Genomic DNA, 21,406 nt, shown 5'->3' with positions numbered 1-21,406 from the left:
GTCTCTCCTCGAACGGTAGACCGGACGACCGCGTCAGGGATTGTTCGACTGGCTAGAATCAGGGTGACCGTCTTGTCCGATCGGCTTAACCTGGTGATCACCGCGACTACCGAACCGACCACGGGAGTGCCCGGCGCTTCGCTGCGGCACGTCCTCGCCACGCTCGGAGAACCGCTGGTCAGGGTGCTCGCGGCGCCGGGCGGCCTCGGTGTCGGCGTCGAGGACGTCGTCATCCACGATCCGGAAGACCCGCCGGACGCCCATCCGGGTGACCTCGTGCTGGTGATCGGGGCGCGCGGGCGGTCGGCGGCGGGGGCAATCCGGGCGGCGGGACGGTCCGGCGCGGCCGCCGTGGCGGTCAAGAACGGCTCGGCCGTCGTGCACGTCGCGGCCGACGCGGGGATCGCGCTGCTCGAAGTCGGCCACGAGGCGCGCTGGGAACAGGTCGAGGCGCTGGCCAGGGGCGTCGTCGACGCGGCCCGCGCGGGCGGCGAGGCAGACCACGGCGAGGTACTGGGCGACCTGTTCTCGCTCGCGCAGACGATCGCGACGCTGACCGGCGGCCTGGTCAGCATCGAGGACACCGCGAGCCGGGTACTGGCCTACTCGCGGGCGGGCGACGAGGTGGACGAGCTGCGCAGGCTCTCGATCCTCGGCCGCGAGGGCCCGGAGCGCTACCTCGCGATGCTGCGCGAATGGGGTGTCTACCAGCGGCTTCGCGCCGGGGAAGGCATCGTCCGCATCGAGGAGCGGCCCGATCTCGGCATCCGGCGGCGGATCGCGGCCGGGATCCACGCCGGCTCCCAGCCGCTCGGCACGATCTGGGTCCAGGAGGGCGCGCATCCGCTCACCGAAAGCGCGGAGGTCGCCCTGCTCGGTGCCAGCCGGGCGCTCGCGCCCCAGCTGATCCGGCATCGCATGCTGCCCAGCCCGGAACTCCGGCTGCGCGAGGACCTCCTGGCCGGGCTGCTCGAAGGCCGTCTCGACGTCGAATCCGTGGCCGACGACATCGGCGCGGACCCCGGGAAACCCGCCATGGTGCTGGGGTTCTCGCTCCCCCGCGACCGCGCGGCGACCGACCGGCAGCTGCGGCGTGCCGAACTGGTGCACCTGATCACCGTGCACACCGCCGCGTACCGGCGGAGCGCGCTGGTGAGCGTGATCGGCGGGCGGGTCTACGCGCTCCTTCCTGACCTTCCCGAGCACGCCGAGCCGCGGATCCTCGCGCTGGCCAAGGAGATCGTCGGCACCGCGCGACGGCATCTCGAGGTCGGGGTGCGCGCCGCGCTGGGCGGTGTCGTGCCCCGGCTCTCCGAGGCGGCGGCCTCGCGGGGTGACGCGGACAGCGTGCTGGCGGCGATGGCCCGCGGCCACGGGACCGCGGACGTCGCCTCGCTCGCCGACGTCCGCGCCGAGGTCCTGCTGTCGGAGGTGCTCGCCTTCCTCGGTGAGCAGCCGAGGATCCGCGATCCGCGGCTGACCGAGCTGGTCGCGCACGACGCCGAGCACGGCGGCATCCTCGTCCCGGCCGTACTCGCCTACCTCGACGCGTTCGGCGACGTCCGGCGCGCGGCGCGGGAGCTGAACATCCACCCGAACACGGTGCGGTACCGGGTGCGGCGCGCCGGCGAGGTGTCCGGGATCGACCTGGCCGACCCCGCGCAGCGCGTCCTGACCCAGCTCCTGTTGCGCCTCTAGAGCGCGTTCAGTCCTCTGGACGCGATGGTTCGTGACGCGAACTACCGCATCCAGAGGACGAAACGCGAGGGGCGTCAGGCCAGGGTCAGGCTGAACCGCCGGTTCTGGACGTCCAGCTTGTCGAGCCGGACCGCGACGGACGCCCCGGCGGCGAGGGGCCCGGTGCCGCCGACGGTCGGCAGCAGCCCTTCCAGCCCCTGGGCCACTTCGACGAACGCGCCGAACGGCAGCACTCGCGTGACGACGCCGTCCAGCACTCCGCCGTCCACGTTCGCGACGACGAAATCACGCCAGCTTTCCTTGTGGGACATGCGATTCACCTCCTCTCCGCGCATGGTCCACCTGAAGGGACACCTACGCGGAGGCGGGCTGCGAGCCCGCTGGGAGATCAAGCGGCGGCCGGGGAACCCGTCCGCTCACGGCACAAGGCCGACCCGGCAGTCATGGCCGTGACCCTAACAAAAATCACGACGCCGCGACGAGACTTCTCAACCCGGCGACCTCGGCGAGCCCGCGATAGGACTCCAGCCGCTCCGCCTGGTCGAAGGTGCTGGTCGTCACGAGGATCTCGTCGGCGCCGGTCTTGGCGACGAGTGCGGCCAGCCGGTCGCCCACCTCGTCCGGGGTGCCGGCGATCTGCCCGTCGAGCGCCCGGTCCAGCCGCTCCTGGTCACGTTCGGACAGCGGTCCGGCGAGGATCTCCTCCACCGGCGACAGCGGCGGGAAGACGCCGTGCGTCCGTGAGTAGACCGTCGACCACGCTTCGGGGATCAGCAACCGCCGTGCTCGCTCGGCCGTCTCGGCGACCGCGATCGCCGTGGACACCACGACGTAGGGCCGCGAAGCCTGCGCGGAGGGCTGGAAGCCGGAACGATAGCCCTCGATCGCTTCGAGCAGCGGCCCCTCACCCCGGACCGGCGCGATCACCAGCGGCAGCCCCAGTTCCGCGGCCAGCCGCGCCCCCGCGCCGGTGGCCAGCAGGTACGCGGGCACGCGCAGGCCCTCCGCCGGAATGGCGTGCACGCCCGGATACGCCGTCTGATCGCCCGCGAGGAACCCCAGCAGCTCCCGGAGCTGATCGCCGAAGCGGTCGGCGTCGTCCTTCTCGTGCCCGAGTGCCTGGCGGACCCCGCCGGTGAACCCGACCGACCTGCCCAGCCCCATGTCGATCCGGCCGGGGAACAGCGCTTCGAGCACGCCGAACTGTTCCGCGACCACCAGCGGCCGGTGGTTAGGCAGCATCACGCCGCCGGTGCCGACCCGGATCCGCCCGGTCGCCGAGGCGATGGCGGCCGCCAGCACCGTGGGCGCCGAACCGGCGACGCCGGGCACGCTGTGATGCTCGGAAACCCAGAACCGGTGATAGCCCAGCGCTTCGATCTCCCGCGCGAAGGCGACGGTGTCCCGCAGGGCGCGGGGCGCGTCACCACCGCGGCGGGTCGGGGACCGGTCCAGAACCGAAAGGGTGATCACTCCCGGGTCAACGCGCCCGGACGCGGCCGGCATTCCCGCTCAGGGGCGCCAGCGCTCGCTGTAGTCCGGGTGGTCGGCGTAGGGCAGGGCGAGAAGACGCAGGGTCAGGCACCAGTTCGTGCCGGCCTCGTCCGCGGGCACGTTGCACGTCTCGCACCAGTACTCGTTGCCGTACAGGGGGAAGCCCGGGACCTTCTCCGAGACCGTGGTGCGGTGCGCCTGCAGGAGCCGCCGGGTCGCCTCGATCTCGTTGATCATCTGGTTGATCACGTCGAGTTCGAGGTCGTTCAGCGAGCGGATCTTCTTTTCGATGACGACCTTGGTCTCACCGCGGGTGAGCGATTCGCTGATCTCGGTTTTCTTGACGGCCTGCATGATCAGCGCCTGGCGTTGCCCCACCCGCGCGGCGAGGAAGGCGATCAGGTCGTCCACGAATTCTCCTTCGTCTCCCCCAGGCTGGTGTTCGGAGGGAAATGTCGCTGGCAGGAAGCCTGGCGTTACGACCGAGTCCCACGCGTCACACAGTCTCGTATCGATCACTCCCGGAGCGGTAACAGGTTTCTGGATCGACACGAGTTCGCAATCACCTCGCGAGAAAATCGCGGAAGAGACGGATGAGAAGCCGGAATCGGTCACCGAAACCGCACGTGCCGTCACAAGACGCGTTCCCGCTCCCGGCCAGGGCTCGCCGTCGCCCTCGTACCGCCCGCGCGAGCGGCAACGGTTCATCCATCATGTCCCTGACGCACGAGAACACCGACACCAATGGCAAGTAGCTCCGAGAGCAGGACAAGGTGAAGAAGTACCGCTGGGGTGAGTTGCCGGAAGCCGTACGCGAGGGCATCCGGGAGCGCGTCGGCGCCATCGCCGAGTGCGAGGAGGTCGAGGCAGGCCAGAGCAGCAACTTCACCGCCGTCGTGCACCGCGACGGAGCGGCACCCTTGTTCGTCAAGGGGGTCGAGGGGATCTCCCCGCCGATGCGCTGGCTCCGGAATGAAGCCGGCGTCGGCGAACTGACCTCCGGCATCGCCCCGGCCGTGCACTTCTCCGCCGACATCGAGGACTGGCTGGTCGTCGGCTTCGAGTACGTGCGCGGCCGGCGTGCCCAGCTCGCGCCAGGCTCCTCCGACCTCGCACTGGTGGCCACGGCGCTCGACCGCATCGGGCGTCTCCAGGCTCCCGGGCTCCGGGCGCTGGAGCAGCGCTGGCAGCCGACATGGTGGGACCGGCTCGGCCAGGAGCGCCCTGAGGTCGTCGGCCGCTGGAACCTCGACGAGCTGGTGGCCTGGGAGCGGAAAGTCCCCGCGCTCGTCGCCGGGAACAGCCTTCTCCACACCGACCTCCACCCGGACCAGTTCCTCATCGCCGACGACGGAGAGATCCGGGTCATCGATTGGGGCTGGCCCGCACGAGGTGCCGCGTGGGTCGACCCGGCTTTCCTGGTCATCCGCCTCATCGATGCGGGCCACCCAGCGGACGAGGCGGAGACCTGGGCGCGACAGAACACCCGCTGGGCCGAAGCGGGCGATGAAGCGATCACCGCGTTCGCCGTGTACGTCGCCGGGCTCTGGAGCTACAAGGCCGCCACCACCGCCAGGCTGGCGCGTATCGCGCGTGACTACCTCGGCCGGCGTCTCCCGGCACGCGAGTAGAGGACCAAACGCGGAACGCCTAGGTGTCGTCCCGCGCCTTGCTCGGCTGGACCCGCTTCGGCTCACCCGGCATCTTCGGGTAGTCCGGCGGATACGGCATCTCGCCGAGGCCGTGGTCGCGTTCGTCCCGCGCGTACCACTCCAGCAGCGTCTCGATGCCGAACGCCCGTTCGTCCATCGGAGCGTGCAGGTCGCCGTGCTCGGCGTAGAAGGCGCCGGCGGTGAGGACGTCGAAGTCGTCCGGGTCGACCTCGGTGAGCAGGTCCCAGGTCAACGGGGTCGACACCGTCGCGCGCGGGGTGCCCCGGACCGACCAGGCCGAAGCCACCGTGCGGTCGCGGGCCGCCTGGTTGTAGTCGATGAAGACCCGGCCGCCGCGTTCTTCCTTCCACCACGCGATGGTCGCCTTGTCCGGGATCCGGCGTTCGACCTCGCGGCCGAGCGCGATCACCGCGTGGCGGACGTCGATGAAGTCCCACTCCGGCCGGATCCGCACCAGGACGTGCACGCCGCGGCCGCCCGAGGTCTTCGGGTAGCCGACGAGCCCGGCCGAGTCGAGGACGTCGCGCACCACCCCGGCGACCGCGACCGCGTCGGTGAACCCGGCCTCGTCCGGCGGGTCGACGTCGATGCGCAGTTCGTCGGGGTGGTCGACGTCGGGCCGCCGCACCGGCCACGGGTGGAAGTCGAAGGTACCCAGATTCGCCGCCCAGGCGAAGACGGCGGGCTCGGTCGGGCAGACCTCCTCGGCCGTCCGGCCGGACGGGAAGGTGATCTTCACGGTCTCCACCCAGTCGGGGGCGCCTTTCGGCACGCGCTTGGCGTAGAACCACTCGCCCTCGACGCCGTCGACATAGCGTTTCAGCGTCGTGGGCCGCTCCCCGACCGCGCGCAGCAGCGGCTCGCCGACCGCGACGTAGTGCTCCACGACCTGGCGCTTCGTGATGCCACGGGCGGGGAAGTACACCTTGTCCGGGCTGGACACCCGCACCTTGCGCTCGCCTACCGCGACCTCGATCGGCTCACCGTTCTTGGGCATGCGCCCACCGTAGCCAGTCCGGCGCCGATCAGGGCCGCGGATCGTTCTTCAAAATTGCCATCGTGATGACGTCATGCCACTCGCCGTCCCACCACAGCGCCTCCCGCTGGAGCCCTTCGCGGACGAACCCGCATTTCTCGTAGACGCGCCGCGCCCTCGGGTTGTGTTCGAAGACCTCGAGCGACACGCGGTGCAGGCCGACGACGTCGAACGCGAAGTCCAGGAGGAGCTTGGTCGCCTCGGTGCCGTAGCCCTTGCCGAAGACGTCCGGACCGGTCAACGCGATCCGGAAGGCCCCGGAGCGGTTGTGCTCGTCGATGTCGGAAAGCACGACGTCACCGAGGTAGGCGCGGTCTTCGCCGCGGAGGATCGCGTAGTCCGCCCGATCGTCGAGGCCCGGCCTGGAGGCGAGCCACTTGCGGATCTGCTCCTCGGTGAACTTCGTGTGCGTGCCGGTCAGCCTGGTCGTCTCCGGCTCCCGCACCGCCCGCCACGCGGGTTCGAGGTAGGTCTCGTCCAGCTGCGCCAGCACGACGTGCTCGCCGATGAGTTCTGGCTGCCGTCGCAGCGCGTCGGTATCGATCACAGCGGATACCGTACGGTTGACGTGGTGTCCGGCCGTACCAAATTAATGCTCGCGCTCACCGTGCTCGCCCTCTTCGTGGCCGCCGCGGTACTGCTGCCGATCCCGGGCCCGTCCGGGCTTCGGGCCTGGGCGGCCGAGACCGGCCCGGCCACCCCGCTGGTCTTCTTCCTCCTCTACGCGGTGCTCACCGTCGCGCCGATCCCGCGGACCGTGTTCAACCTGGCGGGCGGGCTCCTGCTCGGCGCCACGACGGGCATCGTCGTCGGCATCCTGGCGACCACCGTCGCCTCCGGGCTGTCGTTCGCCCTCGCGAGGGCACTGGGCCGCGACCTCGTCACCCGGCATCTGCACCGGGCCAAGGTCCGCGCGGTCAACGACCGGCTTTCCGACGGCGGCGTCCTGGCGATCACCTCCTTACGGCTGATCCCGATGGTGCCGTTCGCTCCGTTCAGTTACCTGTGCGGCGTGTCATCGGTCCGCTTCGCTCCGTATCTAATCGGGACCGCGCTCGGCAGCCTGCCGGGTACGGTCGCCGTCGTCGTCCTCGGCGACGCGCTGACCGGGGAAACGCCCCCAGCCCTGCTGATCTGTTACGCCGTGTTCGCCGCCGCGGGGGCCATCGGCCTGGTCAAGGTCTTCCGGCGGAAGGCCCGCCCGGTGCCCGAATCGAGCGCCGAGGAAGAATCGCCCGTCTCCGCACCGGCGAGCTGACGGGGATCCGAAACCGCCGCCCGCTACACTCGATCGGGTGCGCGGGACCCGTGAGGCCGCGTAACGCCACCATCACCCGGGATGTGTTCGTCAAAGAATGTGTCAGGAGCAGTCGCCATCGACACCGGTCAGCTGATCGCTGGGCACTACCGCCTGGTCGAGCAAATTGGTAGCGGTGCCATGGGGGTGGTCTGGCGCGCCATCGACGTCCGCCTCGAACGCTCGGTGGCGGTCAAGCAGATCCTCCCGCAGCCCGGTGTCTCCGAAGCCGAACGCGACAACATGCGCCAGCGCGCCATGCGCGAGGCGAAGAACGCGGCCCGCTTCCAGCATCCGAACGCGATCGTGGTGTTCGACATCGCCGAGCACGGCGGCGACCCCTGCCTGGTGATGGAGTACCTGAACGGCCCCAGCCTCTCGGCGATCATCTCCGAAGAGGGCACGCTGCCGCTGGGCCGCGTCGCGAAGATCGGTGAGCAGGTCGCGTCGGCGCTGGTCGCCGCGCACCGCGCCGGGATCGTGCACCGCGACGTCAAACCGGGCAACATCCTGATCGACGAGGCAGGCACCGCGAAGATCACCGACTTCGGCATCTCCCGCGCGGCCGGTGACATGACGCTCACCCAGACCGGCCTCATCGGTGGCACCCCGGCCTACCTCGCACCCGAGCTGGCGCGCGGCTCCGACCCGGTGCCCAGCTCCGACGTCTTCGCGCTCGGCGCGACGCTCTACCAGGCGATCGAAGGCCAGACGCCGTACGGGAACAGCTCCAACCAGCTCGCGCTGCTGTACGCGGCCGCGAACGGGCAGATCACCCCGCCGCAGCAGGCGGGTCCCGCGACGGCGCTGCTGATGAGCCTCCTGCGCACCGAACCCACCGAGCGGCCGACCATGGCCGAGGCCAGGGAACGGCTCGCCGCGCTGGCGGCGAACGAATCCGCCGCGGGAACGGCGGCTTCGCCGCGGCTCTTCGGGGCCGGTGGCGGTAGACAGCCCGCCGCGCCCGACACCCCGGGACGCGGCAACCCCGCCGGGGAACGGCCGCCCTGGCAGCGGACCGATCCCCCGGCCCAGTCCGCGACACCCCAGCTTCCGCCGCCGCCCGCCAAACAGCACACGCCGACGGCCGCGTTCATGCCCATGCGCTCGCAGGCGGCTCCGCCGAACACGCCGCCGCGCCCGGTCGCCGCGGCGACCCCGCCGCCGTCCGCGGCCGCCCCGATGCGGCCGTCGCAGGGAAAGCCCGCCGACGGCAAGCGCAAGGCCGCGCTGTTCGCGGGCGCGGGCGCCGCGGTCGTGGTGATCGCCGTGATCGTGTTCCTGGTGCTCAATTCGGGTAACGGGGCGAACACCCAGGGCGGTACCGGCGACAACCCCCAGGCCCAGCCGGGCACCTCGGTGTCGAAATCGAATTCGCCCTCGTCGTCGCGCGCGGCCCCGGCGGGGCTGGGCCAGGCCCAGACCGAGAAGATCACGAACTTCTCGAGCGTGGGGGTGTTCGTGCTCGACTTCTTCGACACGGGCAAGATCGGGACCGAAGCGAGCTGGAACAAGCTCACCGAGGGCGCGAAGGCCGTGTACGGCTCTCCCGAAGCGTTCGCCGAATACTGGTCGACGCACAAGGTCACCGGTTCCAAGCAGGCGCACGCGGACAGCGGCGGCGGGAACCCCGACGGCTCGATCGACATGAACGTGACGATCAACAACGGCCCCCGCCCGGCACTCCGCGTCGTCCAGGTCGGCGGCCAGTACTTCATCGACGCCGACACGCGAGTACTCGGTCCCTGACCCAGCGTGGTGGTGGTGAGACCCGCCTCGCTGGTGGTAGGCCAATCGCCGCTCGTGGCTTACTGTTGCTTCCATGGCCGATAGCGGACCTTTCGGACCTGGCCAGCACCCTCGTTTCGACGAGGACCTGGTAGGCCTCGACCCGTACGATCCCGAAGCGCGCGCCTTCGCCGAGCATCTGGACCGCATCGAACGCTGCGGCCCCAACTTCACCGTGGAAGCCTGCCTCGACGGTGTCTCCGACTTCGCCGATTCCAGTAACCGCCTCGGCGGCCTGCGCTGGTGGGTCTCCGCACTGGTCGTGGTCCTCATCGTGCTCGGCGTGATGGTCACCGCATGGGACATCATCGGCCGGGCCATCACGTGGCTCGCGGGGTAACGTGGAACCGGTGAAAGGCATGAAACCCGTTGTCGGAGCCACGCCACGCGTGGTCAAGTCCGAGCAGGAATGGCGGGAACAGCTCAGCCCCGACGAGTACGCCGTGCTCCGCCAGGCGGGCACCGAGCGCCCCTTCACCGGGGAGTACACCGACGAGAAGACCACCGGTGTCTACCAGTGCCGCGCCTGCGGTGCCGAACTGTTCCGCAGCGACACGAAGTTCGAGAGCCATTGCGGCTGGCCGTCGTTCTACGACCCGGCCGATTCCGACGCCGTCCTCCTCCGGGAGGACACCACCATGGGGATGCGCCGGATCGAGGTGCTGTGCAAGTCGTGCCACAGCCACCTCGGGCACGTCTTCGAAGGCGAGGGCTACGCCACGCCGACGGATCAGCGGTACTGCATCAACTCGATCTCGCTGAAGCTCGTTCCCGAGTCGTAACCAACCGAAGCGAACCACCGCCCTCCCTGACGCGTTTCCTGTGCACAGAGCAGCGTCGGGGAGGGCGGTGTTTTCATGAACGAACCCTGGGGAATCTCCGGACCGGCTTTCGCGTGGCTTTACGGCTGCTTGGTCGTCCTGCCCCTCGCGCTCGCCGAACTGCACGCGAGGTGGCTGCGCCGTGACACCGGCGCACGTGAAGTACCCGGCGTCCACCACCTGGCCGCGCTGGCAGGCGGTTCCGACCGGGTCACCGACACCTCCGTCGCCGGTCTGCTCGAACGGAGCGGTATCCGGCTCGACAGCCACGGCGTCCTGTATCCGACCAAGCCCGTTCCGGCCGATCCCTTCGAGCGCGCGGTCGTGTCGACTTTGCCCAGCCTCGGAATCGGCCTGCGCGAGCTGCGCTCGAAGATGGCGCGGCACGAGGTCGTCTTGGAGTTGCGCGCCGACCTGCAGCGGAGAGGGCTGCAGGTCGGCGAGAAACGCCGACGGGTGGGCTGGCAATGCGCGATGGCCGCGTATGTGCCGATCTTCGCGCTGGGGGTCGCCCGACTGGCGAACGCCGTTCCGCTGCGGCGGCCGTCCGACATTCTCATCATGCTGCTCCTCGCCGTGCTCGGGGCGATCGCTCTCGCCGGAGGGCTCCAGTGGCCGGATCGCGCGGGCCGCGCGACCACCGCGGGCATGCTGGCACTCCACTACGGCCAGTGGGACCGAAGCCTCGGCAGGACCACGACCGGCCGGGTCGCCCTGCACGGCTTGGGCGCCTTCCCCGAACCGGTGTTCGCCGCCACGCTGGTCAGGACCGGCGGCTCGCGACAGAGCCGGTCCGCGGCGGGCGGTGCGAGCGGTTGCGCCCAAGCCGTTTCCTCCTGCGGGGGCGGCGATGGCGGTGGCGGCGGTTGTGGCGGATGAGGGTCCAACTGCCGTCGTGAGAACCCACCCCGGCTGTTCGAATCACGGAACCACGACCGGACGGAAAAGCGTCCGACTACGGTAACTGCACCTGCTCGTGAAAGGCCCGTGCGATGAAGGACACCTGGGGCATCCCCGGACCCACTTTCCTGGCGATCTACGGCGTCCTGCTGGTGTTCCCGCTGGTCGTCGGTCTGCTGTGGACGGTCTTGGTCAAGCTGGGCCGCAAGGCACCGCGCCCCGCCGTGCACGGACCGCAGCCGACGGTGTACGAACTCGCCTTTCTGGCCGGAGGACCGGACCGTGTGGTCGACACGGCCATCGCGGCACTGGTCGACCGCGGGACGTTGCGGGTCAGCAGCTCGAAGCAGCTCCAGCTGACAGGCGCCGAACCCGCCGACCCGATCGAAAAGGCCGTCGCCAAGGGCGCACGGCCGGGCTACAACGCCACGACCCGCGGCATCCGCGACCGGCTGCGGATGTCGGGGCCGATGCAGGCGCTCGCCAAGGATCTCCAGGCCCGGGGACTCGTGGCCGCGGACCGGGCGCCCCGGATCCGCCAGGTCGTGTTCTTCCTGTACCTCGCCGTGCTCGTCGTCGGTGTGGCGCGCCTGATCGCCGGGATCTCCGGCGACCACCCCGTCGGCTTCCTCATCCCGCTGCTGATCGTGGCCGGATTCGCGACGCTGGTCGCCAAGGCGGTCAAGAACAAGCGGCAGGGGCCGCGCCCGACCGGCGAGGGTGACCGGGTCCTTCACCGGGCCAGGTCCGCCCACGGACGGGAGCGCAAACGCGGCATCCCGAACGGACCGGGATACGTCGGCATGGCCGGCGGCGCGGTGCTGGGCGGCGCCGCCGCGGCGGTCGCGTTCGGCGGGCTCGCCTCCTTCCCGGACGAGGAACTGAGCGCAGCCTTGATCCCGCCTCCGGTCTCCAGCGGTTTCGGCGGCGGTTCGTCCGGCGGCTCCTCATGCAGCAGCGGCTCTTCGTGCAGCAGCTCCAGCAGTAGCTCCTGTGGCGGGGGCAGCTCCTGCGGCGGCGGGGGTTGCGGGGGCTGACCGGCCCGGACGGCTCGGGATCGGCATCGGCTGGCGGCACGAGCTGGACCTGTCGATCGCGCGGCTGCCCGGCGTCGACTGGGTCGAGGTCGTCGCCGAGAACCTGCACGCCGGGCATCTGCCCGAGACTCTGGTCGCCTTGCGCGACAAGGGAATCCCGGTCCTGCCGCACGCGGTCTCACTGTCGCTGGGCGGCGCGGAACCGCTGGACACGGTCCGCGTCGAGCAGCTCGCGGAGGTCACCCGCGAACTCGGCGCGCCGATGGCCAGCGACCACGTGTGCTTCGTCCGCGCGGGCGGCCTCGATTCGGGGCATCTGATGCCGCTGCCCCGCACCCGGGAAGCGCTCGACGTCCTGGTGGACAACGTCAAACTCGCTCAGTCCATTGTGGACGTACCGTTCGCGCTGGAGAACATCGCCGCGGTACTGGACTGGCCGGACGCGGAGTTCTCCGAGTCGGAGTTCTTGCGGGAGCTGACCGACCGGACCGGCTGCCTGCTGATCATCGACGTCGCCAACCTGTACGCCAACGCCCGCAACCTCGGCACCGATCCCGAACGGTTCCTCGACGAGATCCCGTGGGAACGGCTGGCGTACACGCATATGGCGGGCGGCGTCGAACGCGACGGCGTCTACCACGACACACATGCCCATCCGGTGGTCCCGGAGGTGCTGGACCTGCTGCGCGAACTGCGGCGGCGCACCGAGCCGCCGGGTGTGCTCCTGGAACGCGACGACGACTACCCGCCCGACAGCGAACTGGCGGCCGAACTGGCCGCGCTGCGGGAAGCGGTCTCGCCGTGACGTCGCCCCGGGAACGACTCGCCGGGCAGCAGGCCGAACTGCTCAGGGCACTGCTCGCCGGGGGCGACGCTCCGGCGGGCTTCGACGCGGACAGGCTCCGTATCGAGGCGAACGTCCTGCGGAACAAGCAAAGCAGGCTGGCCGCCTACCTTCGCCCCGATCTCGCCGAAGCACTCGGCGACCGGTTCGCCGCGCTGTTCCGCGAGTACGCGACAGCGCACCCGAAGACCGACGCGATCCGCGCGAGGGCCTACGCGGACGCGTTCGGCACGTGGCTCGTCGAGCGCGGTGAGGTACCGAAGCCGAAGGGCCGCCTGGCGAGGTGGCTACGCCGCGTTTAGTCCTCTGAATGCGTTCTGGGCGACACGCGTTCAGAGGACTAAACGCGAGGTCACCAGACCGCGCGGTCGCTTCCGGGCACGTGCGTCGCTTCCGCCCAGAAGGGATTCGCGCCCGGCAGCGTGCCCGCCATCTTGACCCGGGTCAGCCGGCCGAGCGGGCTGTCGACGTCTTCCAGCCATTCGGCGCCGTCGAAGCCGGAGGGACCGGGTTCCTTGCGCCCCAAGGAGTTCAGCCACTCCCCCGTCCCGGCGAGCGAGGTGCGGACGTGCTGGCTGCCGCCCTCGGTGGCCGCCCGGCGGACGGCGGTCATGATCGCCGCCGCGGTGAGCCAGCCGGTCGCGTGGTCGAGCGCCTGCACCGGAAGCGGACCCGGACCGTCGAGCCCGGCGGCCTTCCCGCCTTCGTCGGCGATGCCCGACGCCATCTGCACCAGGCTGTCGAACCCCCGCCGCCGGGCCCACGGCCCTTCCCAGCCGTAGGCGGACAGGTCCGCGACGACGATGCCCGGCCGGAGCTCGGCGATCGCTTCGGGCGAGAAACCCTTGGCCACCAGCGATCCCGGCCGGAAACCCTGCAGCACGACGTCGGCGCGGGCGATCAGCTTGCGCAGCCGCGAGCGCCCCGCCTCGGTCTCCAGGTCGACGTACGCCGAGAGCTTGCCCATCCCGGTGTCGACGGCCAGCGGCGGCACCGTCGGCAGCTGGGCCGACCCGATGTGCATGACGACGGCGCCGTGCGCGGCGAGCACACGGCCCGCGACCGGTCCGGCGATGACATGGGTCAGGTCCAGGATCCGCACGCCGCCCAGCGGCCGGTCGGAGTCGAACAGCCGCACCGGGTCCGACGGCCCCAGCGGGCGGATCTCGGCGACCGGCAACCCGCTCGACGCCTGTCCCTGCTTGTGCGCCAGCCATTCCTCGCGCGTGCGCATGACGGCGGCGGCCCCGCCGGCGCCGATGACCGCCGATTCGACCTCGTACTTCGACTTGGCCGCCACGACCTTCTCGAACGCCGCCCGGGTCGCGGGCACCCCGAGGCCCCAGCACACGGCGGAGACGTGCCGCGGATAGTTGCAGTGCAGCCGCACCCAGCCGTCGTTCGCGCGGTAGTCGCCGGACAGCGGCGCGCTGAACGGCACCGGCTCCCCGTCGACGCGGAGGTACTGCTCGCTGTGGAACGACGCCGCGGCGTGCCGGGTGTCGACCGACACCTTGCCCGGCTCGATCCCCCGCGACCGCAGCAGTTCCCCCGCCGCCAGGGTCGCCGCGGCGATGCTCGTGACCGCCGCCTCCTCGACCCGGAAGATCCCGGGCAGCACCGACTCGGGACCGGTGACCTCGACGGCGTCCTCGGCGAGCTTGTCGCCGGTGAGCGTGGTCCAGACGCGGGGGTCCAGTGAGGCGTTCACTAGGGCAGCAGGGCGATCAGCTCGGCGGGCGGCACCTTCGTCCCGGTGTAGAACGGGATCTCCTCGCGGACGTGGAGGCGGGCCTCGGTGCCGCGCAGGTGACGCATCAAGTCGACGATGCGGTGCAGCTCGTCGGCCTCGAAGGCCAGGATCCACTCGTAATCGCCCAGCGCGAACGACGCGACCGTGTTGGCGCGGACGTCCGGATAGTCGCGGGCCTCCTTGCCGTGGTCGGCGAGCATCTTGCGGCGCTCGTCGTCCGGCAGCAGGTACCACTCGTAGGAGCGCACGAACGGATAGACGCAGATGAACTTGCGCGCCTCTTCACCGGCGAGGAACGCCGGGATGTGGCTCTTGTTGAACTCCGCCGGGCGGTGCAGCGCGACCTGGCTCCACACCGGCACCGACGCGCGGCCGAGCGGCGTGTGGCGGAAACCGCTGTAGGCCGCCTGGACCTGCTCGATCTCCTCGGCGTGCCACCAGATCATGTAGTCGGCGTCGGCACGCAGCCCGGAAAGGTCGTAGACACCGCGGACGACGACGCCCTTGGCCTCCAGCGCGTCGAGGTACTCGGTGGTCTCCGCGGTCGCCTGGGCGCGGTCGTCGCCGAGCTTGCCCTGCTCGGCCCGGAAGACCGACCAGGCGGTGTAGCGGATGGTGTCATTGAGCTCGTTGTAGTTCAGCCGCGCCATACCGCCATCTTGGCACTGCCGGTGCTCAGGAGCCCTCGTGGGTCGGTGTGATCCCGGCGATGCGCCGGGCGGCCGCGTCGGCGGTGGCGATACAGGCCGGGAGCCCGACGCCGTGCAGGGTCGCGCCCGCCACCGCCAGCCCCGGAACGGCGGCGACGGCGCGTTCGATCCGCTCGACACGGACGAGGTGCCCGGTGCCGTACTGCGGGAGCCCGCCGCCCCAGCGGGTCACCAGGGTGTCGATCGGCTCGGCGGTGACGCCGGTCAGCCGGGCCAGGTCGTCGCGGACCACGCGCACGAGTTCGTCGTCGTCGGCGTGCAGCGCCCCCGGTTCGCCGAAGCGGCCGACCGAGCCACGCACCAGCACCGGGCCTTCGCCGTACTGCGCCCACTTGCGGGAGGAGAAGGTGAACGCCTTGGCGGCGAACGGCTTCCCAGCCGCGTCCCGCTCTCCCGCGCCGATCAGCACTCCGGACGACTCCGGCAACACCGTCCCCGGCGGAAGCGCGAGCGCGACCACCGCCATCGACGCCAGTTCGACCTTGGCGAACACCGACGAGGCCACTCCCGCGACACCGTCGAGCAGCCGTCGTGCCGAAGGCGCCGGGACGGCGAGAAGAACGGAGTCGGCGTCGAGGTCGTCGACCTTCCAGCCGCCGGCGGTGCGCTCGAGCGCCGTCACGGTGGTCCCGGTCCGGATCTCGGCGCGGGACAGCTCCGCGAGCCGGGCGATCAGGGTTCCGAGGCCGCCCAGGAGGGTGCCGAAGACCGGTGCCGTACTCGGCGAGGCGGGCATGAGCGAGGCGGCGCCTTCGGTGAGCGAGCGTGCGCCGCGATCGATCGCGGACGCGAGACCGGGCATGGTCGCGCGCAGCCCGAGCCCGTCCGCTCCCCCGGCGTAGACCCCGCCGAGCAGGGGATCGACCAGCCGGTCCACGAGTTCGTCGCCGAACCGCTCGCGCAGCAGCGGGCCGAGCGGCACGTCACCGGCGGGCAGTTCCAGCGGAGACAACGAGGCCTCGGCCTCGACCAGGACGCGGCCCTTCTCCGACAACACCCCCGCGACCGCTTCGGCCGAGGCCGGAACGCCCATGACCGTGCCCGGCGGCAGGCCGAGCACGGAGCCGCCGGCATGGATCTTGGCGCGGGCCTTGGTGGGGTGGACGAGACTTTCCCCCAGTCCGACCTCGCGGACCAGGGCGAGCGCCTCGGGACGGCGAGCGAGGAAGGCCTCCGCGCCGACGTCGTAGCGTTCCCCGGCGAATTCCACCGTGCGGAGCTTCCCGCCGAGCGACCCTGCCGCCTCGAAGACGACGATCCGGGCGTCGTCGCCGAGCAGCGTCCTCAGACGATAGGCCGCCGTCAGTCCCGAGATACCGCCACCGACGACGGCGATCGTGCTCACGGCTGAAGCTCGTGCACCAGCCCGACCACACGCGTCAGGACGTCGGGGTCGACGCCGGGCAGGACGCCGTGGCCGAGGTTGAAGATGTGGCCGTCGGCCGCGCGGCCCTCGGCGAGGATGCGCCGGACCTCCGCTTCGAGCACCGGCCAGGACGCGTGCAGCAGCGCCGGGTCGAGGTTGCCCTGCACGACCCCGCCGCCGAGCCGCCGGACCGCTTCGTCGAGCGGGATGCGCCAGTCGACGCCGACCACGTCGGCACCCGCGTCGCGCATGGCCACCAGCAGCTCACCGGTGCCGACGCCGAAGTGGATCCGCGGCACGCCGTAGCGCGCCACCGAGGACAGCACCTTCGCCGAATGCGGCAGGACGAACTCGCGGTAGTCCCGCTCCGAGAGCGCGCCCGCCCACGAGTCGAACAGCTGGATCGCGTCGGCTCCGGCGTCCAGCTGCGCGGACAGGAAGGTGATCGCCATATCCGCCAGGCGCCCGGCCAGCTCGTGCCACAGCTCCGGTTCGGAGTGCATGAGCGCCTTGGTGTGCTCGTGGTTGCGGCTCGGCCCGCCCTCGATGAGGTAGGAGGCCAGCGTGAACGGCGCGCCGGCGAAACCGATCAGCGGCGTCTCGCCCAGCGACCCGACCAGCAGCCGGACGCCCTCGGCGACGCGCTCCACCTGCTCCGGATCGAGGACCGGCAGCGCGCGCACGCCCGCGGTGTCGCGGATCGGCGAGGCCACGACCGGGCCGGTGCCCGCGACGATGTCGATGTCGAGGCCCGCCGCCTTGAGCGGGACGACGATGTCACTGAAGAGGATGGCCGCGTCGACGCCGTGACGGCGGATCGGCTGGAGGGTGATCTCCGCGAGCATCTCGGGGTCGAAGCAGGCTTCGAACATCGAGGTGCCTTCGCGTAGCGCCCGGTACTCCGGCAGCGACCGGCCTGCTTGGCGCATGAACCACACGGGGGTGCGGGCCGGGCGTTCGCCGCGCGCGGCGGCCAGGAACGGCGCACCGGGCAGGGCGCGACGGGCCGCAGGGACGGTCTGCGCGGGAGAAGCAGCTGAAGGAGACATCACGGTTCATGGTGCCATGGGCGCTCAGAGGCCTTACTCTCGGCGCGTCTGCGCCCCGAACCGGACTATCGCGTCCTACAGTCAATTGGTGACCGCGATGACGTCAGTACCCGACCTCTTCCGCGAAGCCGTCGCGGCGTTGCAATCGGTCCGCCCCCGTCCCGAAGTGCAGCTGGAGACGATGCGCCCGCCGCAGCGCCTGGCGCCGTGGTCCTACGCGGTGAGCTGCGAGGTGGAAGGCCCCGCGGACGTGCTGGCGTCGGGACGCCTGGTGCTCCTGCACGATCCGGACGGGCAGGAAGGCTGGGACGGCGTCCTGCGGCTGGTCATGTACGTCCGCGCGGAACTCGACCGGGAACTGGCGACCGATCCCTTCCTGCCCGCCGTGGGCTGGTCGTGGCTGACCGACGCGCTGGAAAGCTCCGGCGCGGAGTGGACGGCGCTGGGCGGCACCGTCACCGAGACCTCGTCGGCCCGCTTCGGCGACATCTCCGGGCCCGCGCGCACCGACGATCTGGAGCTGCGGGCGTCCTGGACGCCGACCGACGCCGCGCTGCGGCCGCACGGGCAGGCGTTCTGCCAGGTGATGGCGAGTGTCGTCGGGCTGCCGCCGGTCGGCGTGACGCTCTTCGGGCAGCGCCAGTCCTCCTGACCTTTCGGCCCGCGTCCCCCGGGATGCCTCCGTTGAATCCCAGCCGGACTCGATGATCGCCACAGGCGGCCCACCAGCATCAGCAGTCACCACCGCTGCGCGTGAAGGCCCCCCTCCCTACCGAGAAGGTCAGGGCCCCGGCAGGCCGACGATGAAGGAATTGGGACGTTGAGTGTCCCAATTCCTTCATCAACGCGGGGTTCGCACCCGGTCGCACAGCTTGATCAACACAGGATCAGGGACACCCCCGAGCGTGGAGGATCCGGGACGTTCAACGTCCCGAATCCTCCACGCTCGAACCCGGCCCCGGCCGCCGAGGCCGCGTCGCCGCGCTCCACTCACCGGAGACAGCTCGCCGAGGGCCCGACACGCCGGGAATCCCACTAATCGAGACATAGCATTCGGGTTATTTTGCGCTCCAGGCTCGCTAGCGTCGCTAGTAAAGCTGGCGATACTAAAGGTCCCTTGCTCCCCCCGCCCGATCCGCGACCCAAGGACGTGAAGGACCCCTTCACTGCGTCCGACGCAGTGAAGGGGTCCTTCACGTACTCCCGAAGCGCCCGCGAAGCACCCGAAGGCGCCTTCGCCTACTCCGGACACGAGGCCCTGAGAGCGTCTGTAAGCGTCCAAGAGGTCCCGGGGGGCCATCTGGCCTAGAGCGGCCCCGACCAGCGCGGAGCACGGCAGACAGAGGTCTGGACCACCCCGTTCGTGCTACGCACAGTGTCACGGACCGCAACAAGATCAAGTTCGCCGGAACCGGCCCTCCGGAGGCACCCTGACGCTTCCGGAGCGTTACCATCGCGGTTACCGAGCGAAGCGATCATGACTCTCCGCGAAGTTGATCAAGCCCCATGCCGGAGGGGGTTTTCGCGCTCTGATGGACTGTCGTCCAGCGGTCCCGGGAAGCGGCACCGGCAGGTGCACGGCCCATCTGCACAGTCGGTTGGACCCCGGTAACTCAAGTGCATCGCGTTCATTTGGCGATGTGTTAGCCACCGGCTGTGTACTAGCCCGATCGTGTTACAACGAACTCCCTGAGTAACTACTCGTTTGAGATAGATACCCGTTCGATCCCCCCGCGAAGGCCTCAGGGCGGCTACAGTGCCATCGACGACACCACTTTCGGTCTAAAGCTGGCGCGGCTAAACGGCCGAAAGTCCCGGTGCCGGTCGGGGGGCACGACCGACTCCAGGGAGGTAGTGACGTGGCTACCGTCGGCATTTCTCAGGCCGTCCGATCCACGCCAGCCGGTTCATTGCCGGCGAGCATGGTTCCGCACCCGCGGGAAGAGCTTTTTTCCGTGTTGGTGGTCGATGACCACCCGCTGTTGAGGGAGGCAATCTCAGCAAGACTCGCACAGATGGGTGCGGGCACCGTCCACGAGGCCGCCACGGTGGCCGAGGCGAGGGCGCGAGCACAGGCCACTGGGCCTTGTGATCTGGCGATCCTCGATCTCGGACTGCCGGATGGCAGCGGCATCGAGCTGGTTACGGAACTCCGTAGCCATGGCTGGCCTCGAGTAGTGGTGCTCGCTTCATCAGACGACCCGTACGCGGTCAGGTCGGCGTTCCAGGCCGGCGCCCAGGCATACCTGCTCAAGTCGGCATCGCCGGTCGTAGTGACCGACGGCGTCCGCAGGGTGCTCGAGGGCGGCGTCTACGCGGACCCGAGCGTCGCACCGGTCCTGGCCACCGGCACCCGAGTCGCCGGCACCGACAACACCCCGCGCGAGCTTTCGGCGCGCGAGGTCGAGGTGCTGCAGCTCGTCGCCGACGGCCAGTCCAACAAGGAGATCGGTGAGGAACTCAGCCTCTCCGCTCTCACGGTGAAGTCTCACCTCTCCCGCATCGGGCGCAAGCTCGGCACGGGTGACCGGGCTCAGATGGTGGCGCTGGCCATGCGTGCCGGCGTGATCCGCTGACAAAGGCGAACTGCCCTGCGGGGCGGGCGGACCAGGCGCGGCCCGCTCGTCCCGTAGGGTCTTCACCTATGGAAGGCGACCGACCCGGAGAACCGCAGACGGACTCGAAGACCGCCACCGACGACGTCGGTGCGCCGGTTCTGTTACGCGAGCCCGCCGAGGGCACTCCACCGGTGATCGCCGACGCGACAGCCCTCGCCGAAGCCTGCGTGAAGATCGCGGGCGGCAGCGGGGCCATCGCGGTGGACACCGAACGCGCGTCCGGCTACCGGTACTGGCCGAAGGCCTATCTGGTGCAGCTGCGCCGTGAAGGTGCCGGCTCCTTCCTCATCGACCCCATTCCGCTCGAAGGGCAGCTCGAACCCCTCGCGGAAGTGCTCAACAACGCCGAATGGGTGCTGCACGCGGCCTCACAGGACCTGCCGTGCCTCGCCGAACTCGACCTGCGCCCGAAGAGCCTGTTCGACACCGAACTCGCCGGGCGCCTGGCCGGGTACGAACGCGTCGCCCTCGGCACCCTCGTGGAACTCCTCCTCGGCTACCAGCTGGAGAAGGGGCACAGCGCCGCCGACTGGTCGAAGCGCCCGCTCCCGGTCGACTGGCTCAACTACGCCGCCCTCGACGTCGAGCTGCTCATCGAACTGCGCGAGAAGCTCGAAGCCGACCTGGCCGCCCAAGGCAAGCTCGAATGGGCCCAGCAGGAGTTCGAGGCCGTCCGCACCGCGCCGCCGCCCGCACCGAGGGCCGAGCCGTGGCGCCGGACCTCCGGGGTGCACAAGATCCGCAGCGCCCGCGGGCTCGCCGCGGTGCGCGAGCTGTGGCAGGCACGCGACGAACTCGCCCGCAAACGGGACAGGGCACCGAGCCGGATCCTGCCCGACAGCGCGATCATCAACGCCGTCACCGCGGATCCGAAGACCATCGAACAGCTGCAGGCACTGCCGGTGTTCAGCGGCCGGGTCCAGCGCAAGTACACCGCGAGCTGGCTGCGGCATCTGCAGAACGCCCGCTCGCTCCCGGCCGACGAACTGCCGACCCCTGCCCAGCAGACCGACGGCCCGCCGCCGGTGAACCGCTGGTCCGACAAGGATCCCGACGCCGCCGCCCGGCTTTCGGCCGCCCGCGCCGCACTGTCCGCGATCGCGGAGGAGCGCCGGCTGCCGGTGGAGAACCTGCTGCTGCCGGAACTCGTCCGCCGCACCTGCTGGCGCCCGCCCGCCGACCTCAGCGAGGACTCCGTCGCCAAGGTCCTCGGCGACGGCGGCGCCCGGCCTTGGCAGATCGAGCTGACCGCGGCGGCGCTGAGCAAGGCGCTCCAAGCCACCGCGGCCTGACGAGAGACGAAAGCGTCCTTCGCCTCATCT

22 protein-coding genes are annotated in these 21,406 nt (G+C 70.6%); 13 read left to right on the top strand and 9 right to left on the bottom strand.

Annotation, left to right across the window (positions count from 1 at the left end):
* The first annotated feature begins 126 nt into the window (after positions 1 to 126).
* Positions 127 to 1,698 (top strand): PucR family transcriptional regulator, encoded by a 1,572-nt coding sequence (locus SD37_RS14335; protein ID WP_174567907.1) that lies wholly within the window; start codon positions 127 to 129, stop codon positions 1,696 to 1,698.
* A gap of 74 nt (positions 1,699 to 1,772) precedes the next feature.
* On the opposite strand, the gene SD37_RS14330 is transcribed toward SD37_RS14335, so the two are convergent.
* The 3 genes from SD37_RS14330 to SD37_RS14320 all read right to left on the bottom strand — a co-directional run bounded on the left by SD37_RS14330 (position 1,773) and on the right by SD37_RS14320 (position 3,603).
* Complete coding sequence (locus SD37_RS14330) at positions 1,773 to 2,009, bottom strand: S1 RNA-binding domain-containing protein (RefSeq protein ID WP_044850453.1); 237 nt, start codon at positions 2,007 to 2,009, stop codon at positions 1,773 to 1,775.
* Between the two features lie 154 nt (positions 2,010 to 2,163).
* The gene (locus SD37_RS14325) at positions 2,164 to 3,204 is read right to left on the bottom strand and encodes an LLM class flavin-dependent oxidoreductase (protein WP_044850454.1); all 1,041 of its coding nucleotides are present in this window, start codon (positions 3,202 to 3,204) and stop codon (positions 2,164 to 2,166) included.
* Positions 3,205 to 3,210: 6 nt separating this feature from the next.
* Positions 3,211 to 3,603 (bottom strand): DUF6221 family protein, encoded by a 393-nt coding sequence (locus SD37_RS14320; RefSeq protein ID WP_044850455.1) that lies wholly within the window; start codon positions 3,601 to 3,603, stop codon positions 3,211 to 3,213.
* 362 nt (positions 3,604 to 3,965) lie between these two features.
* On the opposite strand from SD37_RS14320, the gene SD37_RS14315 reads away from it, so the two are divergent.
* On the top strand, positions 3,966 to 4,823 hold the full coding sequence (locus tag SD37_RS14315; protein ID WP_044850456.1) for a phosphotransferase family protein: 858 nt from the start codon (positions 3,966 to 3,968) through the stop codon (positions 4,821 to 4,823).
* Between the two features lie 19 nt (positions 4,824 to 4,842).
* Here SD37_RS14315 and SD37_RS14310 read toward each other — a convergent pair whose 3' ends face one another.
* Together SD37_RS14310 and SD37_RS14305 are read right to left on the bottom strand one after the other, a co-directional pair.
* The gene (locus tag SD37_RS14310) at positions 4,843 to 5,862 is read right to left on the bottom strand and encodes a DNA polymerase domain-containing protein (RefSeq protein WP_044850457.1); all 1,020 of its coding nucleotides are present in this window, start codon (positions 5,860 to 5,862) and stop codon (positions 4,843 to 4,845) included.
* A gap of 28 nt (positions 5,863 to 5,890) precedes the next feature.
* Positions 5,891 to 6,448 carry a GNAT family N-acetyltransferase gene (locus SD37_RS14305; protein ID WP_037303805.1) on the bottom strand — a complete coding sequence of 186 codons (558 nt, stop codon included), beginning with the start codon at positions 6,446 to 6,448 and terminating at the stop codon, positions 5,891 to 5,893.
* Between the two features lie 24 nt (positions 6,449 to 6,472).
* Between SD37_RS14305 and SD37_RS14300 the strand changes: the two genes are divergently transcribed.
* The 8 genes from SD37_RS14300 to SD37_RS14265 all read left to right on the top strand — a co-directional run bounded on the left by SD37_RS14300 (position 6,473) and on the right by SD37_RS14265 (position 12,890).
* Positions 6,473 to 7,159, top strand: coding sequence for a TVP38/TMEM64 family protein (locus SD37_RS14300; protein ID WP_044850545.1), 687 nt, complete (start codon positions 6,473 to 6,475; stop codon positions 7,157 to 7,159).
* Between the two features lie 180 nt (positions 7,160 to 7,339).
* Positions 7,340 to 8,947: a serine/threonine-protein kinase gene (locus SD37_RS14295; RefSeq protein WP_065912833.1), complete on the top strand. Its 1,608-nt coding sequence runs from the start codon at positions 7,340 to 7,342 to the stop codon at positions 8,945 to 8,947.
* Positions 8,948 to 9,020: 73 nt separating this feature from the next.
* Positions 9,021 to 9,326 (top strand): hypothetical protein, encoded by a 306-nt coding sequence (locus SD37_RS14290; protein WP_044850459.1) that lies wholly within the window; start codon positions 9,021 to 9,023, stop codon positions 9,324 to 9,326.
* 19 nt (positions 9,327 to 9,345) lie between these two features.
* Positions 9,346 to 9,768 (top strand): peptide-methionine (R)-S-oxide reductase MsrB, encoded by a 423-nt coding sequence (gene msrB / locus SD37_RS14285; RefSeq protein WP_037304420.1) that lies wholly within the window; start codon positions 9,346 to 9,348, stop codon positions 9,766 to 9,768.
* Positions 9,769 to 9,843: 75 nt separating this feature from the next.
* The gene (locus SD37_RS14280; RefSeq protein ID WP_044850460.1) at positions 9,844 to 10,686 is read left to right on the top strand and encodes a TIGR04222 domain-containing membrane protein; all 843 of its coding nucleotides are present in this window, start codon (positions 9,844 to 9,846) and stop codon (positions 10,684 to 10,686) included.
* A 113-nt stretch (positions 10,687 to 10,799) separates the two neighbouring features.
* Positions 10,800 to 11,744, top strand: a complete 945-nt coding sequence (locus SD37_RS14275; protein ID WP_044850461.1) for a TIGR04222 domain-containing membrane protein — start codon at positions 10,800 to 10,802, stop codon at positions 11,742 to 11,744.
* On the top strand, positions 11,701 to 12,549 hold the full coding sequence (locus tag SD37_RS14270; protein ID WP_065912832.1) for an MbnB/TglH/ChrH family RiPP precursor modification enzyme: 849 nt from the start codon (positions 11,701 to 11,703) through the stop codon (positions 12,547 to 12,549). The genes SD37_RS14275 and SD37_RS14270 overlap by 44 nt, the downstream gene beginning before the upstream one ends.
* Positions 12,546 to 12,890 carry an SCO6045 C-terminal-like domain-containing protein gene (locus SD37_RS14265; RefSeq protein WP_044850463.1) on the top strand — a complete coding sequence of 115 codons (345 nt, stop codon included), beginning with the start codon at positions 12,546 to 12,548 and terminating at the stop codon, positions 12,888 to 12,890. The genes SD37_RS14270 and SD37_RS14265 overlap by 4 nt, the downstream gene beginning before the upstream one ends.
* A gap of 50 nt (positions 12,891 to 12,940) precedes the next feature.
* Here the strand turns inward: SD37_RS14265 and SD37_RS14260 are convergent, their stop codons facing one another.
* Genes SD37_RS14260 through hemE form a run of 4 tightly spaced genes read right to left on the bottom strand, consistent with a single transcriptional unit; the run spans position 12,941 to position 17,466 of the window.
* Positions 12,941 to 14,299 carry a CoA transferase gene (locus SD37_RS14260; protein WP_418189810.1) on the bottom strand — a complete coding sequence of 453 codons (1,359 nt, stop codon included), beginning with the start codon at positions 14,297 to 14,299 and terminating at the stop codon, positions 12,941 to 12,943.
* A complete protein-coding gene (hemQ, locus tag SD37_RS14255) occupies positions 14,299 to 14,991 on the bottom strand; it encodes a hydrogen peroxide-dependent heme synthase (protein ID WP_044850464.1) in 693 nt (230 codons plus the stop codon). The genes SD37_RS14260 and hemQ overlap by 1 nt, the downstream gene beginning before the upstream one ends.
* Positions 14,992 to 15,016: 25 nt before the next feature.
* A complete protein-coding gene (gene hemG / locus SD37_RS14250) occupies positions 15,017 to 16,396 on the bottom strand; it encodes a protoporphyrinogen oxidase (RefSeq protein ID WP_044850465.1) in 1,380 nt (459 codons plus the stop codon).
* Positions 16,393 to 17,466, bottom strand: a complete 1,074-nt coding sequence (gene hemE / locus SD37_RS14245) for a uroporphyrinogen decarboxylase (RefSeq protein WP_044850466.1) — start codon at positions 17,464 to 17,466, stop codon at positions 16,393 to 16,395. Before hemE ends, hemG begins: the two co-directional genes overlap by 4 nt.
* Before the next feature lie 88 nt (positions 17,467 to 17,554).
* Here hemE and SD37_RS14240 point away from each other — a divergent pair, with 88 nt between their 5' ends.
* From SD37_RS14240 to SD37_RS14230, 3 genes are all read left to right on the top strand, one after another.
* Positions 17,555 to 18,118 (top strand): DUF3000 domain-containing protein, encoded by a 564-nt coding sequence (locus SD37_RS14240; protein WP_037304423.1) that lies wholly within the window; start codon positions 17,555 to 17,557, stop codon positions 18,116 to 18,118.
* 1,207 nt (positions 18,119 to 19,325) lie between these two features.
* Complete coding sequence (locus tag SD37_RS14235; protein WP_034318331.1) at positions 19,326 to 20,042, top strand: response regulator transcription factor; 717 nt, start codon at positions 19,326 to 19,328, stop codon at positions 20,040 to 20,042.
* A gap of 68 nt (positions 20,043 to 20,110) precedes the next feature.
* Complete coding sequence (locus tag SD37_RS14230) at positions 20,111 to 21,376, top strand: ribonuclease D (RefSeq protein WP_044850467.1); 1,266 nt, start codon at positions 20,111 to 20,113, stop codon at positions 21,374 to 21,376.
* Positions 21,377 to 21,406: the final 30 nt, after the last annotated feature.

Source organism: Amycolatopsis orientalis (assembly GCF_000943515.2).
In the GTDB taxonomy this organism is placed as follows: domain Bacteria; phylum Actinomycetota; class Actinomycetes; order Mycobacteriales; family Pseudonocardiaceae; genus Amycolatopsis; species Amycolatopsis orientalis.
This window is presented reverse-complemented; position numbering and strand designations above follow the sequence as displayed.

What these genes read in the sequence shown, in the direction of transcription:
- hemQ (WP_044850464.1), bottom strand. Translation starts at nt 14,991, where the DNA reads ATGGCGCGGCTGAACTACAACGAGCTCAATGACACCATCCGCTACACC.
- SD37_RS14325 (WP_044850454.1), bottom strand. Translation starts at nt 3,204, where the DNA reads ATGCCGGCCGCGTCCGGGCGCGTTGACCCGGGAGTGATCACCCTTTCG.
- SD37_RS14290 (WP_044850459.1), top strand. Translation starts at nt 9,021, where the DNA reads ATGGCCGATAGCGGACCTTTCGGACCTGGCCAGCACCCTCGTTTCGAC.
- SD37_RS14310 (WP_044850457.1), bottom strand. Translation starts at nt 5,862, where the DNA reads ATGCCCAAGAACGGTGAGCCGATCGAGGTCGCGGTAGGCGAGCGCAAG.
- msrB (WP_037304420.1), top strand. Translation starts at nt 9,346, where the DNA reads ATGAAACCCGTTGTCGGAGCCACGCCACGCGTGGTCAAGTCCGAGCAG.
- SD37_RS14275 (WP_044850461.1), top strand. Translation starts at nt 10,800, where the DNA reads ATGAAGGACACCTGGGGCATCCCCGGACCCACTTTCCTGGCGATCTAC.
- SD37_RS14280 (WP_044850460.1), top strand. Translation starts at nt 9,844, where the DNA reads ATGAACGAACCCTGGGGAATCTCCGGACCGGCTTTCGCGTGGCTTTAC.
- SD37_RS14230 (WP_044850467.1), top strand. Translation starts at nt 20,111, where the DNA reads ATGGAAGGCGACCGACCCGGAGAACCGCAGACGGACTCGAAGACCGCC.
- SD37_RS14330 (WP_044850453.1), bottom strand. Translation starts at nt 2,009, where the DNA reads ATGTCCCACAAGGAAAGCTGGCGTGATTTCGTCGTCGCGAACGTGGAC.
- SD37_RS14295 (WP_065912833.1), top strand. Translation starts at nt 7,340, where the DNA reads ATGGGGGTGGTCTGGCGCGCCATCGACGTCCGCCTCGAACGCTCGGTG.
- hemE (WP_044850466.1), bottom strand. Translation starts at nt 17,466, where the DNA reads ATGTCTCCTTCAGCTGCTTCTCCCGCGCAGACCGTCCCTGCGGCCCGT.